The following is a 13,361-nucleotide window of genomic DNA, read 5'->3' on the forward strand; positions in this document are numbered from 1 at the left end:
TCGGTTATTGAGGCGGCAAATACTTCAGCGGATCGACAGGCTTACCCTGCCGGCGAACCTCGAAATGCAGCATCACGCGGTCGGCATCGCTGTTACCCATCTCGGCGATCTTCTGCCCCTTCGTTACCGCGTCCCCCTCTTTTACCATCAAAGCACGATTGTGTGCATACGCCGTGAGGTAAGTTGCGTCGTGTTTGATGATAATGAGGTTGCCGTAGCCGCGCAGGCCGTTACCGGAGTAGACGACGCGGCCGTCGGCCGCCGCCTTCACGGTCTCGCCGGCCGTGCCGCCGATGTTGACACCCTTGTTCTTCGCATCGTCGAACCCGTTCAGCACGGGGCCGCGCGCAGGCCACGCGAATGTCACGGGGCCGCTCGGGGCCGCTGCCGTATCGCTCGAGCCGGCGGCCGCAGCCGGCGGCGTGGCGAGCGTGGACGACGTGCCGGCAGCCGGCGTTGCCGGGCCGCTGCTGAGCGGCGCGGTTGCGACTGCGGCGCCCGCGATCGGCGCAGCGACCTGTGTGCCCGCAACGGCGGCGCCCGCCTGCGGCGAAACGCGCAGCAGCTGGTCGACTTCAATCTGATTCGGGTTCGACAGGTTGTTCCACGCGGCGATGTCGCGATAGTTCTGCCCGTTTTCGAGTGCGATCCGGTACAGCGTGTCGCCCGGCTTCACCCGGTAGTAACCCGGGGGCGCCGGCGGAAGCGGCGCCGCGGGCTGCGCGGTGCCGGTCGTGCCGAGCGAGCCGGAGCGATCGACGACAGGCGCGTTGTCGAGCCGCGTCGCACAGGCGGCCAGTAGCGTGGAGAACGCAGCCACACAGATCGCGCGCTGGGCGAGTGTGAGCGGTTCCCTGGATCGGTTGTTTTGCATCGCGCGCAACATACTCATCGGTTTCAAATCACTCCGGATTTTAAAGGGACAAAGAAAACGCGATCAAGCCGTGACTCTCGCCATTGCGCGTGCGCGACGCGCTCGACAAGCGTGAGCACCTGATGCTGCCCGCTCTGCGCGCCGACCGGCGCGACGAGCCGCCCGCCGATCGCGAGCTGCTCGAGCAGCGCCTGCGGCACGTCGAGCCCCGCCGCCGCGATCACGATCGCGTCGAACGGGGCCGCGGACGGCAAGCCGACACGCCCGTCGCCGTAGTGCAGACGGATGTTCGGCACGCGCAGCGGCCGCAGGTTCAGCTTCGCGCGCTCATAGAGCGGCTTGATGCGTTCAATCGAATACACGTCGCGTGCCACGTGGCTCAGCACGGCGGCCTGATAGCCACACCCCGTGCCGATCTCGAGCACGCGCTCGAGTGTGCGGCCGGCCATCGCGAGCTCGATCATGCGCGCGACAACCGACGGCTTGGAAATGGTTTGCTGGTGGCCGATCGGCAACGCCGAATCCTCGTAGGCCTGCGTCGCGAGCCCCGGATCCACGAACATGTGGCGCGGCACCGCGGCCATCGCGTCCAGCACGCGCGCGTCGGTCACGCCGTTCGCGCGCAGTCGTTCGACCATCCGCTCGCGCACGCGTTCCGACGTGAGCGCGAACGCGCCGGCCGGCGCGACGCTCGGCGCAGCCGGTTTCGGCATCGCGGGCTTCAGCGCGGTCGGCTTCGGCGCGGTCGCCGGCTTCGCGGCGGCGGGACCGTGCGACGCCGACCGCACGGCGGCAGGCTTCACCGCAACCGGTTTCAGCACGGCAGCGGACTTGTCGGCAGCCTTCGGCACCGCGACCGCCGCATGGCGTTCACCGGCCCGACCTTCCGATTTGCGTGGCGCTCGCTTGAGATCTTCGAGCGCGAGCGGGAACCGCTTCGCGCGCTCGCCGCTCATGAAGCCCGCCCTCCGGCGCGCGCCCATTCGCGCGTCGCGGGCAGCATCTGCGTATGCGTGAGATCGAGCTGCAGCGGCGTGATCGACACGAAACCGTTTGCGACGGCGTGGAAATCGGTGCCGTCGCTCGCGTCCAGCGCCGCGCCCGCGGCGCCGATCCAGTAGATCGGCTCGCCACGCGGGTCGGTCTGGCGAATCACCGGCTGGGACGGATGACGCTTGCCGAGGCGCGTGACCTTCCAGCCCTTCAGTTCGTCGTACGGCAGATTTGGAATATTGACGTTCAGCAACGGGTTGCCCGGCAGCGGATGCGCGAGGTAGTGCCCGGCGATCTCCGCGGCGACGCGCGCGGCGTCCGCCAGATGGGCCCAGCCCTTGTCGGCCAGCGAGAATGCGATGGCCGGCACGCCGAACATGATGCCTTCAGTGGCGGCCGCAACTGTCCCTGAATAGAGCGTGTCTTCGCCCATGTTCTGGCCGTTGTTGATCCCGGAAACGACGAGATCCGGCTTCGCATCGGCCATCCCCGTCAACGCGACGTGCACCGAATCGGTCGGCGTGCCGTTCACGTAGAAGAAACCCGTACCCGCCGCACGCTGTACCGACAGCGGCCGCGACAACGTGAGGGAATTCGACGCGCCGCTGCAGTTCTGCTCGGGCGCGATCACCGTGAGCTCGGCCAGCGGCTGCAGCGCTTCGCTGAGCGCGGCGAGACCGGGGGCGAGGTAGCCGTCGTCGTTGCTGAGTAGGATTCGCATCCGGCGATTGTAACCGAGGAAAGATGGCGCGAGAGCGACAGTCCGACGGGCGCGGACGGACGGGTGTGCGCATGTGCGCACGGTACGCCGCCGCAGGGCGCGGCGTCTTTCTGCACGCTCGGGAAAACGCCATGCCCCCCGGGTTTTCCGCCTCGAAGGAGGTCCCGCCGGCGAATGCCTGCGTCGCGGACCTGGCGCGAAGCGACAGGTCCGCGAGCACTTCCCTCAGATCGCGCCTGCTTCGCGCAGCGCGGCAATCGCCTGGGCGTCGTAGCCGAGGCCGCGCAGCACCTCGTCCGTATGCTCGCCGAGCTCGGGCCCGAGCCAGCGCGTTTCGCCCGGTGTGTCCGACAGCTTCGGCGTGATGTTCGGCAGCGGAATGTCGGTACCGTCAGCCAGTTTGAAACGCTGGATCATCTGCCGGGCGACAAACTGCGGATCGGTGAACATGTCGGCGGCGCTGTAGATACGCCCGGCCGGCACGTCGGCCGCGTTGAGCACGACCAGCGCCTCGTCGATCGTGCGCGGCGCGAGCCACGCGGCAATCGCGTCGTCGATCTCCTGCGTACGCGGCACGCGCCCGTCGTTTTGTGCGAGCGCGGGATCGTCGGCGAGGTCGTCGCGCTCGATCGCCTTCATCAGCCGCTTGAAGATCGGGTCGCTGTTGCCGCCGATCACGATGCTGCCGTCGCGGCACGCATAGGTATTCGACGGCACGATGCCCGGCAGCGACGCGCCGGTGCGCTCGCGCACCATCCCGTACACGCCGTATTCGGGCACCACGCTTTCCATCATGTTGAAGACGGCTTCATACAGTGCGACGTCGACCACCTGCCCCGCGCCGCCGTTGACCTTGCGGTGATGCAGCGCCATCAGCGCGCCGATCACGCCGTGCAGCGCGGCGATCGAATCGCCGATCGAGATGCCGATGCGCGGCGGCGGCAGATCGGGATAGCCGGTGATGTGACGCAACCCGCCCATCGATTCGGCGATCGCACCGAAGCCGGGCCGGTCGCGGTACGGGCCCGTCTGACCGTAGCCGGACAGGCGCACCATCACGAGACCCGGGTTGTCGGCCGACAGCACGTCGTAGCCGAGCCCGAGTTTCTCCAGCAGGCCGGGACGGAAGTTCTCGATCACGATGTCGGCCTCGCTCGCGAGCTGCCGCGCGATCGCCTTGCCGGCGTCGGCTTTCAGGTTCAGCGTGACCGATTTCTTGTTGCGTGCCTGGACGGACCACCATAACGACGTGCCGCCCTGCTCCGGGTGGAGCTTGCGCCACTTGCGCAGCGGGTCGCCGCCGTTCGGATCCTCGATCTTGATCACTTCCGCGCCGAATTCGGCGAACAGCCGCGACGCGAACGGCCCCGCGATCAGCGTTCCGAATTCGAGCACTTTGACGCCCGCGAGCGGGCCCTGGCTGGTGCTCATGTGTCTCCCTGGCATGAGGAACGGCGCCGCCGGCCGGCGGCGCCCGGCTTACATCGTGCGGCGATCGAGCATCGCGCGGGCGATGGTGCCCGCGTCGACGTATTCGAGTTCGCCGCCCACCGGCACGCCGCGCGCAAGGCGCGTGACCGCGAGGCCGCGCGCCTTCAGCGTCTGACCGAGGTAATGCGCGGTGGCTTCGCCCTCGTTCGTGAAGTTGGTCGCGAGCACGACTTCCTTGACGATACCGTCGGACGCGCGCCGCACGAGGCGGTCGAAATGGATTTCCTTCGGGCCGATCCCGTCGAGCGGGCTCAGTCGCCCCATCAACACGAAATACAGCCCGCGGTACGTCATCGTCTGCTCGAGCATGATCTGGTCGGCAGGCGTCTCGACGACGCACAGCAGCGTCGGATCACGCTCCTCGTCGCTGCAGACCTCGCAGATCTGCGCTTCGGTGAACGTGTTGCACTTTTCGCAGTGCTGCAGGTGCTCGGTCGCGAACAGCAGCGACCGGCCAAGCCGCTCCGCGCCTTCGCGGTCGTGCTGCATCAGGTGGACCGCCATGCGCTGCGCGGATTTCGGCCCGACGCCGGGCAGCACGCGCAACGCTTCGACGAGAGCAGACAGGGCGGACGGCTGTTTCATACGGCGGCAAACGGTGGCAAGGACGCTGCGCTCAGAACGGCAGCTTGAAGCCCGGGGGCAGCGGCAGGCCCGACGTCATGCCGCTCATCTTCTCCTGCGACGTCGCTTCGGCCTTGCGCACGGCGTCGTTGAACGCAGCGGCGACGAGATCCTCGAGCATGTCCTTGTCGTCCGCGAGCAGGCTCGGGTCGATCGCGACGCGGCGCACTTCGTTGCGGCACGTCATCGTCACCTTGACGAGGCCGGCGCCCGACTGCCCTTCGACTTCGATCAGCGCAAGCTGCTCCTGCATCTTCTTCATGTTTTCCTGCATTTGCTGCGCTTGCTTCATCAGTCCGGCGAGGTTGCCTTTCAACATGGAAATACTCCTTCTTGATCGTGTGAAAACCGGCACGCGGCGCGTGCCGGCCAAAGTGTGCGGGGCGTGATTGTGCCTGTCGCGGGGCGGTCAGTTCAATGCAGCGTCGGCGGCACGCCGTCCGGCGCCGAATCGGCGAGCGGACGGACCGAACCCTCGACGATGCGCGCACCGAAGTCGCGCACGAGCTGCTGGACGAACGGATCGCCGTGAATCTCCTGCTCGGCCTCGCGCTGGCGCGCCGCGCGCGCGGCCGCATCGAGCGCCGCCGCGGTGCGCAGTGCGGGCCCGACCTCGACGGTCACCTCGACGGGTTTGCCGAGCGCGTCGGCCAGCGCCGCCTTCAGCTTCGCCACCTGCGCGGCGTCCGCGTATTGCGGCACCGGCACCGAAAGTTTCACGGTGGTCGCGTCGACGGCCGTCAGTTCGCTGTTGAATGCGAGCTGGTACGCGACGCCCTTCAGCGGCAAGCGCGCAGCCAGCGCCGGCCATTCGCCGTCGAAGCCGAGCGGATCCAGCGCGATGGCGGGCGGCAACGGACGCGTATCGACCGGTGTGGACGGACGCGTTTCCGCCGGTTTCGGCATCACGCGCACATCGTCGGGACCGCTGTCGAACACCGGCACGAAGCCGTCGTCCGGGCCGCCGAACATCTCGTCGGCGCTGAGCGGCACGTAGTCGTCGGGCGGAATGTCTTCCCACGGCGGTGAGGCCTGGCGCGAATCGGCAGCCTGCGGCGCACGGGCTGCAGCACGCGGCGTCGGCACCGGCACGACGGGACGCGGTGCGGCCGGCTTCTCGGCGACCGGCTGGGCTGCCGGTTTCGGCGCCGCGCCTGCGCGCCCGCGATCGGACGACACGCGCATCCCTGCATTGCGCAGCACGTCGAGCGCGGCGGCGGCACCGCCTGCGCGCGCGGCCGGGCGTGCAGCCGGCTCCGGCGGCGCAGCGCGCGGCACCGGCGCGGCCTGTGCGACCGGCTCTTCGATTTGCGGCGCAACCGCAACAGCGGCCGCCGCAGGCGGTTCGGGCTCGTTGCGGGCAGGCGGCGGCAGATCCGGCGCTGCTTGCTGCACGGCATCCGTTCCCGGCTGCGGCGTTTCAATGACGAGCGCGTCAACCGGCACCGGCGCGGGCGCCTGAACGGCAACCGGCTTCGCGGACGGCGGGCGGGCTTCGTCTTCGGGCCGAGCAGGTGCCGAACGCACGACGGGTGCGCTCGGAGCAGCCGGGGCAGCCGCCGGCGGACGCGCCGCCTCGACGGGCGCAGCCGATACCGGCTTCGCAGCAGCGGCCGATGCCGCGGCAGCGCGCGGAGCCGGCACGGCCCGCGGCACGGACGGCTGACCGCCCGGCGCACTGCCGGCGGCAACCGTCGGCTCGAACGCGAGCATCCGCAGCAGCGTCATCGTGAAACCGGCGTACTCGTCCGGCGCAAGACCGAGCTCCGCACGACCGACCGTCGCGATCTGATAGAACAACTGCACCTGTTCGGGGCTCAACGTCTCCGCGAAGCGGCGCAGATCGGCCGCTTCCGGCCATTCGTCGAGCACCGATCCCGGGGCGAACTGCGCCCACGCGATCCGGTGCAGCAGGCTTGCGAGATCCTGCAGCGCGGTCGAGAACGACAGGCTGCGCAGCGACATTTCGTCAGCGATCGTGAGGATTTCGGGGCCGCTGCCAGCCGCGAGCGCGTCGAGCAGACGCACCATGTAAGTCTGGTCGAGCGCGCCGAGCATGCCCGACACGGCCGACTCGGTCACTTCGTTCGCCGAATACGCGATCGCCTGGTCGGTGAGCGACAGCGCATCGCGCATGCTGCCCTGCGCCGCACGCGCGAGCAGGCGCAGCGCCTGCTGCTCGAACGTGATCTGCTCTTCGCCGAGGATCCGCTCGAGATGCGACACGATGTGCCCGGCCGGCATCTGCTTCAGGTTGAACTGCAGGCAGCGCGACAGCACGGTAACGGGAATCTTCTGCGGATCGGTCGTCGCGAGGATGAACTTGACGTGCGGCGGCGGCTCTTCGAGCGTCTTCAGCATCGCGTTGAACGCGTGGTTCGTCAGCATGTGCACTTCGTCGATCATGTAGACCTTGAAGCGCGCATCGACAGGCGCGTACACCGCGCGCTCGAGCAGCGCGGCCATCTCATCGACGCCGCGGTTGCTCGCGGCATCCATTTCGACGTAATCGACGAAACGGCCCTCGTCGATCTCGCGACAGGCGCGGCACACGCCGCACGGCTGCGACGTGACGCCGGTTTCACAGTTGAGTGCCTTGGCGAAGATCCGCGACAGCGTCGTCTTGCCGACACCGCGGGTTCCGGTAAACAGATAGGCGTGATGGAGACGCCCGCCGTCGAGCGCGTGCGTGAGCGCCCTGACGACGTGCTCCTGGCCGACGAGCGAAGCGAAATCCTTCGGACGCCACTTGCGTGCGAGAACTTGATAGGTCATCGGGAAATTGTATCAGTAACGCTGCGTCGCGCCGACACGCGAAACGGTGCGGAGAACGGGCAAAGTGCGGGTCGAACGGAGTGTGATGCAGAAATAAAAAACGCCCGGCGAATGGGGCGAGATGGAAGGTGACGAGCCCAACCCTCGGCACTGGCGGAAAACGATTGTGGCTGCTTCGTTCCCGACCTGACCAGGTTCACCGCCCCACCATGCGAGGAGGCCCGTCACGGTATATTCTATCACCGCTTCCGGATGAATGCGACCGTTTGTTCGCATCAATGCGAATATCGCCGGGCAAACCGGCGCGCCATCCGTTCGTACGACGCGCAAGCGTGCCCGCCCCTTGTAATCTGCAGGCCAGCCTCCACTTGCATGGCACAACGGTCGAACGTCGCGTCGTACCCCTACTCGCGTAGCGGCTACTATCGCCGCCCGCAGCAGATAGCAATTTAGGCTAATATGACGCCCGAACGACCCGCGAGCCGCGGCATGCAGTGCTTACGCCCCTCCTTTCCGGAGCGCGGAGTGGCCTGCCGCAGCGGCCGGCAGCCTACGGCGGCCGGTACGCCGCAACGCGCAAGCAGGCAGTCCCCGAACCGTAAGAGGTATTGACCCAATGAGCGAACAGATCAAACACATCAGCGACGCATCGTTCGAACAGGACGTCGTCAAATCCGACAAGCCCGTGCTCGTCGATTTCTGGGCCGAATGGTGCGGCCCGTGCAAGATGATCGCCCCGATCCTCGACGAAGTCGCGAAGGACTACGGCGACAAGCTGCAGATCGCGAAAATCAACGTCGACGACAACCAGGCGACGCCCGCGAAGTTCGGCGTGCGCGGCATCCCGACGCTGATCCTGTTCAAGAACGGCGCGGCCGCCGCGCAGAAGGTCGGCGCGCTGTCGAAGTCGCAGCTCACCGCATTCCTGGACAGCCACCTGTAATACCGGCCGTTCCGCGGACGTGTTGTCAGCCGGCAACACGTCCGCCGTCAAGCCGCCGATCGCTCGCTCAAGCGCGAATCGGCCTATGCTAGAATTAAAAAACGTCGACAAGACGCATTTAAGTCTCTGAGCGCTTCCGCTCGCCCTCCTCCCTTATTTTCTTTCGTCGCTTCTCCTCCCTGGCGGGTTCTCCGTATGCATTTATCCGAGCTCAAGTCTCTGCACGTCTCCGAACTGATCGAAATGGCCAATGGCCTGGAGATCGAAAACGCGAACCGCCTGCGCAAGCAGGAGTTGATGTTTGCCATTCTTAAAAAGCGCGCCAAGACGGGAGAGACGATCTTCGGCGACGGTACGCTCGAAGTGCTGCCGGACGGCTTCGGCTTCCTGCGCTCGCCGGAAATGTCGTACCTCGCGAGCACCGACGACATCTACATCAGCCCGTCGCAGATCCGCCGCTTCAACCTGCACACCGGCGACACCATCGAAGGTGAAGTCCGCACGCCGAAGGACGGCGAGCGCTACTTCGCGCTGGTGAAGGTCGACAAAGTCAACGGGCAGCCGCCCGAGGCCTCGAAACACAAGATCATGTTCGAGAACCTCACGCCGCTGCACCCGAACAAGCCGCTGTCGCTCGAACGCGAAATGCGCGGCGAAGAGAACGTCACGGGCCGCATCATCGACATGATCGCGCCGATCGGCAAGGGCCAGCGCGGCCTGCTCGTCGCATCGCCGAAGTCGGGCAAGACCGTGATGCTCCAGCACATCGCACACGCGATCAAGCAGAACCACCCGGACGTGATCCTGTTCGTGCTGCTGATCGACGAACGCCCTGAAGAAGTGACCGAAATGCAGCGCTCGGTCGCCGGCGAAGTGATCGCATCGACGTTCGACGAACCGGCCACGCGCCACGTCCAGGTCGCCGAAATGGTGATCGAGAAGGCCAAGCGCCTCGTCGAAATGAAGCACGACGTCGTGATCCTGCTCGACTCGATCACGCGTCTCGCCCGCGCGTACAACACCGTGATCCCCGCATCGGGCAAGGTGCTGACGGGTGGTGTCGACGCAAACGCACTGCAGCGTCCGAAGCGCTTCTTCGGCGCGGCGCGCAACATCGAGGAAGGCGGTTCGCTGACGATCATCGGCACGGCGCTGATCGAAACCGGCAGCCGCATGGACGACGTGATCTACGAAGAGTTCAAGGGCACCGGCAACATGGAAGTGCACCTCGAGCGCCGCCTCGCGGAAAAGCGCGTCTACCCGTCGATCAACCTGAACAAGTCGGGCACGCGTCGCGAAGAAATGTTGATCAAGCCCGAAATCCTTCAGAAGATCTGGGTGCTGCGCAAGTTCATCCACGACATGGACGAAGTCGAGGCCATGGAATTCCTGCTCGACAAGATCCGCCAGACGAAGAGCAACTCCGAGTTCTTCGACCTGATGCGCCGCGGCGGCTGATCGCCTCCGCTCCGCAAGACGGCCGCCCGCGCAGCTTGCCCGGCGGCCGTTTTCAGGCCCCAACCTGAACGTGAACGTACAGGTTGATCTATAATCGCGTCATCGCCCCGCCCCAACCCCGCGCCTCCCGATGCCGAACGACGCCTCCACCCCGCTGCTGACCGTGAGCGACGCCGCATCGCGGCTCGGCGTCACGCCGCGCACGCTGAAGTACTACGAAGAGCGCGGGCTCGTCACGCCAACGCGCAGCGGCGGCCGCTACCGCCTCTACGATGAAGCCGACCTCGAGCGCTTCGCGCGCATCCTGCGGCTACGCGCGCTCGGCTTCTCGCTGCACGGCATCACCGAAATGCTGAAACGCCCGCTGGAAGAAACGGGCGACGGCCGGCGCCGCTATTCGGACGCGTCGCTGCGCGACATCCGCACCGGCCTTGCCGAACAGATCGACACGCTCGACCGGCGGATCGCGGCGGTCCAGCGCGAACTGAAAGAAGCCGTCGCGCTGCGCAAGGAACTGCAGCACGACATCGACTACGTCGAGCGGCGTCTCGCCGGCGAAAACCCCGATGCGCTGATCGCGCAGCGACAGGCCGAAGCCGGCACGCGGCGCACGCACAAGGATCGCGAATGAACGCGGGGGCCGGTCGCCCGCCGCTGTGGAGCCGTGCGAACCTGCGCATGGACCTGTTCCCGTGGGCACTCGCACTCGTCACCGGCATCGACTACTTCGACAACGCGGTCTTCTCGTTCTTCGCCAGCTACATCGCCGGCGGCATCAACGCGTCGCCCGACGAACTCGTATGGTCATCGAGCGCGTACGCGGTCACGGCCGTGCTCGGCATCCTGCAGCAGCAATGGTGGGTCGACCGGCTCGGCCATCGCCGTTACGTCGCCGGCTGCATGCTGATGTTCTCGTTCGGCGCGATCGCGGCCGCGCTCGCCGATACGTCGCTGCAACTCGCGTTCGCGCGCGGTTTCCAGGGGTATTTCATCGGCCCGATGATGGGTGCGTGCCGCATCCTGATCCAGATCAGCTTCAAGCCGCAGGAGCGGCCGCCCGCGACGCGCGCATTCCTGATCATGATCCTGCTCGGCAGCGCGCTCGCGCCGATCGCGGGCGGGCTGCTGGTCGCGCATTCGACATGGCGCGCCCTGTTCGCATGCACGGCGCCGGCCGGCATCGCATTCGCGATCCTCGCGCTGCTCACGCTGCCCGACTCGGGGCGCACGCCCGACGACGAACGCGGCTCCGGACACTTCTGGCCGTATGTCGTGTTCGCGCTCGCACAAGGCGCGCTGCAGATCGTGCTGCAGCAGGTGCATTACCAGCTCTACAGCGGCTCGCCGATGCTGATCTTGCTGACGATCGCGGGGATCGGCGCGCTCGCGTGGTTCGCGTATCACCAGTGGAACCACCCGACGCCGCTCGTGCGGCTGCATGCGTTTCGAGAGCGTACCTTCCAGGTCGGGCTGCTGCTCTACATGTTCTATTACTACGAGACGACGGGTTTCAGTTACCTGACGTCGCGGTTTCTCGAAGGCGGGCTCGGCTATCCGGTCGAGAACGCCGGACGCCTGGTGGGCACGATGTCGCTGATTTCGGCCACCGCGCTGTTCGCGTACCTGCGTTATGCGAAGTTCGTCACGCACAAGAAGTGGTTCGTCGTGCCGGGATTCGCGATCGCCGTCGCGGCCGCGTTGTGGATGACGCGCATGACGCCGCAGGTCGGCGAAGCCGCGCTGATCGTGCCGCTGCTGCTGCGCGGACTGCTGCTGCTCTTCATCGTCCTGCCGGTGGCCAACCTGACGTTCCGGATCTTCGCGATCGACGAATATACGCATGGCTACCGGCTGAAGAACATCGTCCGGCAACTGACGATCTCGTTCGCGACGTCGTCGGTGATCATCGTCGAGCAGCACCGCGTCGCCGTGCACCAGACGCGGCTCGTCGAGCGCGCGAACGTGTTCGACCCGCTATTTCAGCAGACCGTCGACGCGCTGACGCGCAGCTATGCCGCCGCGGGCCATGCGCTGAACGAGGCGCACGCCCTCGCGATCGCCTCGATCGCGCGGATGGTCGCGCAACAGGCGTCGTTCCTCGCGTCGCTCGACGGCTTTTACTTCCTGGCGGGCGTCGCGCTCGTCGGCGGCGTCTTCGCAGCATGGCAAAAAGAGATCGATTGAGTTAAAAGACAGGCTTTGGATTATCGTCAGCCATCTCCATGCTCTCGAAACTCACCCGCTGGTTCGACGACCGCCGCCGCGACCGTGCGCTGCGCAGCCACCCGATCTCCGACGCGCTGTGGCAGGACACCGTCGAGCGCCTGCCGTTCCTCGCGGCGCTGGCGCCTGATGCGCTCGGCCGGCTGCGCGAGCTGACGAGCCTGTTCGTCGCGAAGAAATCGTTCTCGACCGCGCACGGGCTGGAACTGACCGACGAGATGATCGTCGCGATCGCCGCGCAAGCCTGCCTGCCCGTGCTGAATCTCGACCTGTCGCTGTACGACGGCTGGGTCGGCGTCGTCGTGTATCCGGGCGAATTCGTGATCCGCAAGACCGTGCAGGACGAGGACGGCGTGGTCCACGAAGTCGAGCAGGACGCGAGCGGCGAGGCCTGGGAAGGCGGCCCGGTGATCCTGTCGTGGGAAGACGCGCAAATGACTGACGGCCGGGACGCGTACAACGTCGTGATCCACGAATTCGCGCACAAGATCGACATGGTCAACGGCGCGGCCGACGGCTATCCGCCCCTGTTTCGCCGCTGGCACGCGCCGCATCTCGATGCACAGGCCTGGGCCGACGTGTTCGAGCATGCGTACGACCAGTTCTGCGCACGCGTCGACGCGGTGCCGGACCGTGCGTGGGCGCGCTTCGAGCGGGACTCGCTGATCGATCCCTATGCGGCCGACCACCCGTCGGAATTCTTCGCGGTATGCAGCGAGGCGCTGTTCGTGCGGCCGAAAGCGTTCGAGTCCGAATTTCCGGAGCTGTACCGGCTGCTCGCGCGCTACTACCGGCAGGATCCGGCCGGCACCGGCGCCCTCGACGCACGTTGAAAATTATTCGTCAACCATCTGATTTTCTGGCATAATCGCCGTTTTTCGACCTTAGGCAAGTGGCTCGCGCCGGGCTTGGCGTCGTCTGGTATTGCGCAATGTGCGCAGGCCGGCACGGCAAGCGGCGGGTTGGCTACCGCTCTCACCAAGGAAAGACCATGAAAGAAGGCATCCACCCGAATTACCGCGAAGTCGTCTTCCAAGACATGTCGAACGGCTTCAAGTTCATCACGCGCTCGACGATCCAGACGCGCGAAAACATCGAACTCGACGGCAAGACCTACCCGCTCGCCAAGATCGAAGTGTCGTCGGAATCGCACTCGTTCTACACGGGTCAGCAAAAGATCATGGACACGGCAGGCCGTGTCGAGAAGTTCAAGAACAAGTTCGGCGTTCGCGCCAGCGGCAAGGCGAAGTAAGCTTCGC

The 13,361-nt window shown here is 66.4% G+C and carries 13 protein-coding genes and 1 other RNA gene; 6 read left to right on the plus strand and 8 right to left on the minus strand.

The features are described from left to right. Positions 1-4: 4 nt before the first annotated feature. The 8 genes from HWX87_RS11115 to ffs form a co-directional block, all read right to left on the minus strand. Entirely contained in the window at positions 5-892 is an 888-nt protein-coding gene (locus HWX87_RS11115) for a peptidoglycan DD-metalloendopeptidase family protein (protein ID WP_176047187.1), read from the minus strand. Positions 893-897: 5 nt separating this feature from the next. Next, the gene (locus HWX87_RS11120) at positions 898-1,830 is read right to left on the minus strand and encodes a protein-L-isoaspartate(D-aspartate) O-methyltransferase (RefSeq protein ID WP_176047188.1); all 933 of its coding nucleotides are present in this window, start codon (positions 1,828-1,830) and stop codon (positions 898-900) included. Continuing rightward, positions 1,827-2,588, minus strand: coding sequence for a 5'/3'-nucleotidase SurE (surE, locus tag HWX87_RS11125; protein WP_176047189.1), 762 nt, complete (start codon positions 2,586-2,588; stop codon positions 1,827-1,829). The genes HWX87_RS11120 and surE overlap by 4 nt, the downstream gene beginning before the upstream one ends. 225 nt (positions 2,589-2,813) lie before the next feature. Then, a complete protein-coding gene (locus HWX87_RS11130) occupies positions 2,814-4,019 on the minus strand; it encodes a CaiB/BaiF CoA-transferase family protein (RefSeq protein WP_006496407.1) in 1,206 nt (401 codons plus the stop codon). Positions 4,020-4,067: 48 nt separating this feature from the next. Further along, the gene (gene recR, locus HWX87_RS11135; protein WP_034181272.1) at positions 4,068-4,664 is read right to left on the minus strand and encodes a recombination mediator RecR; all 597 of its coding nucleotides are present in this window, start codon (positions 4,662-4,664) and stop codon (positions 4,068-4,070) included. Positions 4,665-4,695: 31 nt separating this feature from the next. Continuing rightward, complete coding sequence (locus HWX87_RS11140; RefSeq protein ID WP_014896896.1) at positions 4,696-5,022, minus strand: YbaB/EbfC family nucleoid-associated protein; 327 nt, start codon at positions 5,020-5,022, stop codon at positions 4,696-4,698. A 95-nt stretch (positions 5,023-5,117) separates the two neighbouring features. After that, positions 5,118-7,478, minus strand: coding sequence for a DNA polymerase III subunit gamma/tau (locus tag HWX87_RS11145; protein ID WP_176047190.1), 2,361 nt, complete (start codon positions 7,476-7,478; stop codon positions 5,118-5,120). 127 nt (positions 7,479-7,605) lie between these two features. Next, positions 7,606-7,704, minus strand: an RNA gene (gene ffs / locus HWX87_RS11150) — signal recognition particle sRNA small type. Positions 7,705-8,094: 390 nt separating this feature from the next. On the opposite strand from ffs, the gene trxA reads away from it, so the two are divergent. The 6 genes from trxA (at position 8,095) to HWX87_RS11180 (ending at position 13,354) form a co-directional block, all read left to right on the plus strand. After that, complete coding sequence (gene trxA / locus HWX87_RS11155) at positions 8,095-8,421, plus strand: thioredoxin TrxA (protein WP_006402348.1); 327 nt, start codon at positions 8,095-8,097, stop codon at positions 8,419-8,421. A 195-nt stretch (positions 8,422-8,616) separates the two neighbouring features. Then, entirely contained in the window at positions 8,617-9,879 is a 1,263-nt protein-coding gene (gene rho, locus HWX87_RS11160; RefSeq protein ID WP_006478662.1) for a transcription termination factor Rho, read from the plus strand. A gap of 130 nt (positions 9,880-10,009) precedes the next feature. Beyond that, the gene (locus tag HWX87_RS11165) at positions 10,010-10,510 is read left to right on the plus strand and encodes a MerR family transcriptional regulator (RefSeq protein ID WP_176047191.1); all 501 of its coding nucleotides are present in this window, start codon (positions 10,010-10,012) and stop codon (positions 10,508-10,510) included. Beyond that, a complete protein-coding gene (locus HWX87_RS11170; RefSeq protein WP_176047192.1) occupies positions 10,507-12,063 on the plus strand; it encodes an MFS transporter in 1,557 nt (518 codons plus the stop codon). The genes HWX87_RS11165 and HWX87_RS11170 overlap by 4 nt, the downstream gene beginning before the upstream one ends. 38 nt (positions 12,064-12,101) lie before the next feature. Continuing rightward, a complete protein-coding gene (locus HWX87_RS11175) occupies positions 12,102-12,935 on the plus strand; it encodes a M90 family metallopeptidase (protein ID WP_176047193.1) in 834 nt (277 codons plus the stop codon). Positions 12,936-13,093: 158 nt separating this feature from the next. Beyond that, the gene (locus HWX87_RS11180) at positions 13,094-13,354 is read left to right on the plus strand and encodes a type B 50S ribosomal protein L31 (RefSeq protein WP_006753671.1); all 261 of its coding nucleotides are present in this window, start codon (positions 13,094-13,096) and stop codon (positions 13,352-13,354) included. The last annotated feature ends 7 nt before the right edge of the window (positions 13,355-13,361 follow it).

Origin of the sequence: Burkholderia sp. BCC1644 (assembly GCF_902833225.1) — a bacterium.
Lineage (GTDB): Bacteria > Pseudomonadota > Gammaproteobacteria > Burkholderiales > Burkholderiaceae > Burkholderia.

What these genes read in the sequence shown, in the direction of transcription:
- HWX87_RS11140 (WP_014896896.1), bottom strand. Translation starts at nt 5,022, where the DNA reads ATGTTGAAAGGCAACCTCGCCGGACTGATGAAGCAAGCGCAGCAAATG.
- recR (WP_034181272.1), bottom strand. Translation starts at nt 4,664, where the DNA reads ATGAAACAGCCGTCCGCCCTGTCTGCTCTCGTCGAAGCGTTGCGCGTG.
- HWX87_RS11165 (WP_176047191.1), top strand. Translation starts at nt 10,010, where the DNA reads ATGCCGAACGACGCCTCCACCCCGCTGCTGACCGTGAGCGACGCCGCA.
- HWX87_RS11180 (WP_006753671.1), top strand. Translation starts at nt 13,094, where the DNA reads ATGAAAGAAGGCATCCACCCGAATTACCGCGAAGTCGTCTTCCAAGAC.
- HWX87_RS11170 (WP_176047192.1), top strand. Translation starts at nt 10,507, where the DNA reads ATGAACGCGGGGGCCGGTCGCCCGCCGCTGTGGAGCCGTGCGAACCTG.
- HWX87_RS11175 (WP_176047193.1), top strand. Translation starts at nt 12,102, where the DNA reads ATGCTCTCGAAACTCACCCGCTGGTTCGACGACCGCCGCCGCGACCGT.
- surE (WP_176047189.1), bottom strand. Translation starts at nt 2,588, where the DNA reads ATGCGAATCCTACTCAGCAACGACGACGGCTACCTCGCCCCCGGTCTC.
- HWX87_RS11115 (WP_176047187.1), bottom strand. Translation starts at nt 892, where the DNA reads ATGAGTATGTTGCGCGCGATGCAAAACAACCGATCCAGGGAACCGCTC.
- rho (WP_006478662.1), top strand. Translation starts at nt 8,617, where the DNA reads ATGCATTTATCCGAGCTCAAGTCTCTGCACGTCTCCGAACTGATCGAA.
- HWX87_RS11145 (WP_176047190.1), bottom strand. Translation starts at nt 7,478, where the DNA reads ATGACCTATCAAGTTCTCGCACGCAAGTGGCGTCCGAAGGATTTCGCT.
- HWX87_RS11120 (WP_176047188.1), bottom strand. Translation starts at nt 1,830, where the DNA reads ATGAGCGGCGAGCGCGCGAAGCGGTTCCCGCTCGCGCTCGAAGATCTC.
- trxA (WP_006402348.1), top strand. Translation starts at nt 8,095, where the DNA reads ATGAGCGAACAGATCAAACACATCAGCGACGCATCGTTCGAACAGGAC.
- HWX87_RS11130 (WP_006496407.1), bottom strand. Translation starts at nt 4,019, where the DNA reads ATGAGCACCAGCCAGGGCCCGCTCGCGGGCGTCAAAGTGCTCGAATTC.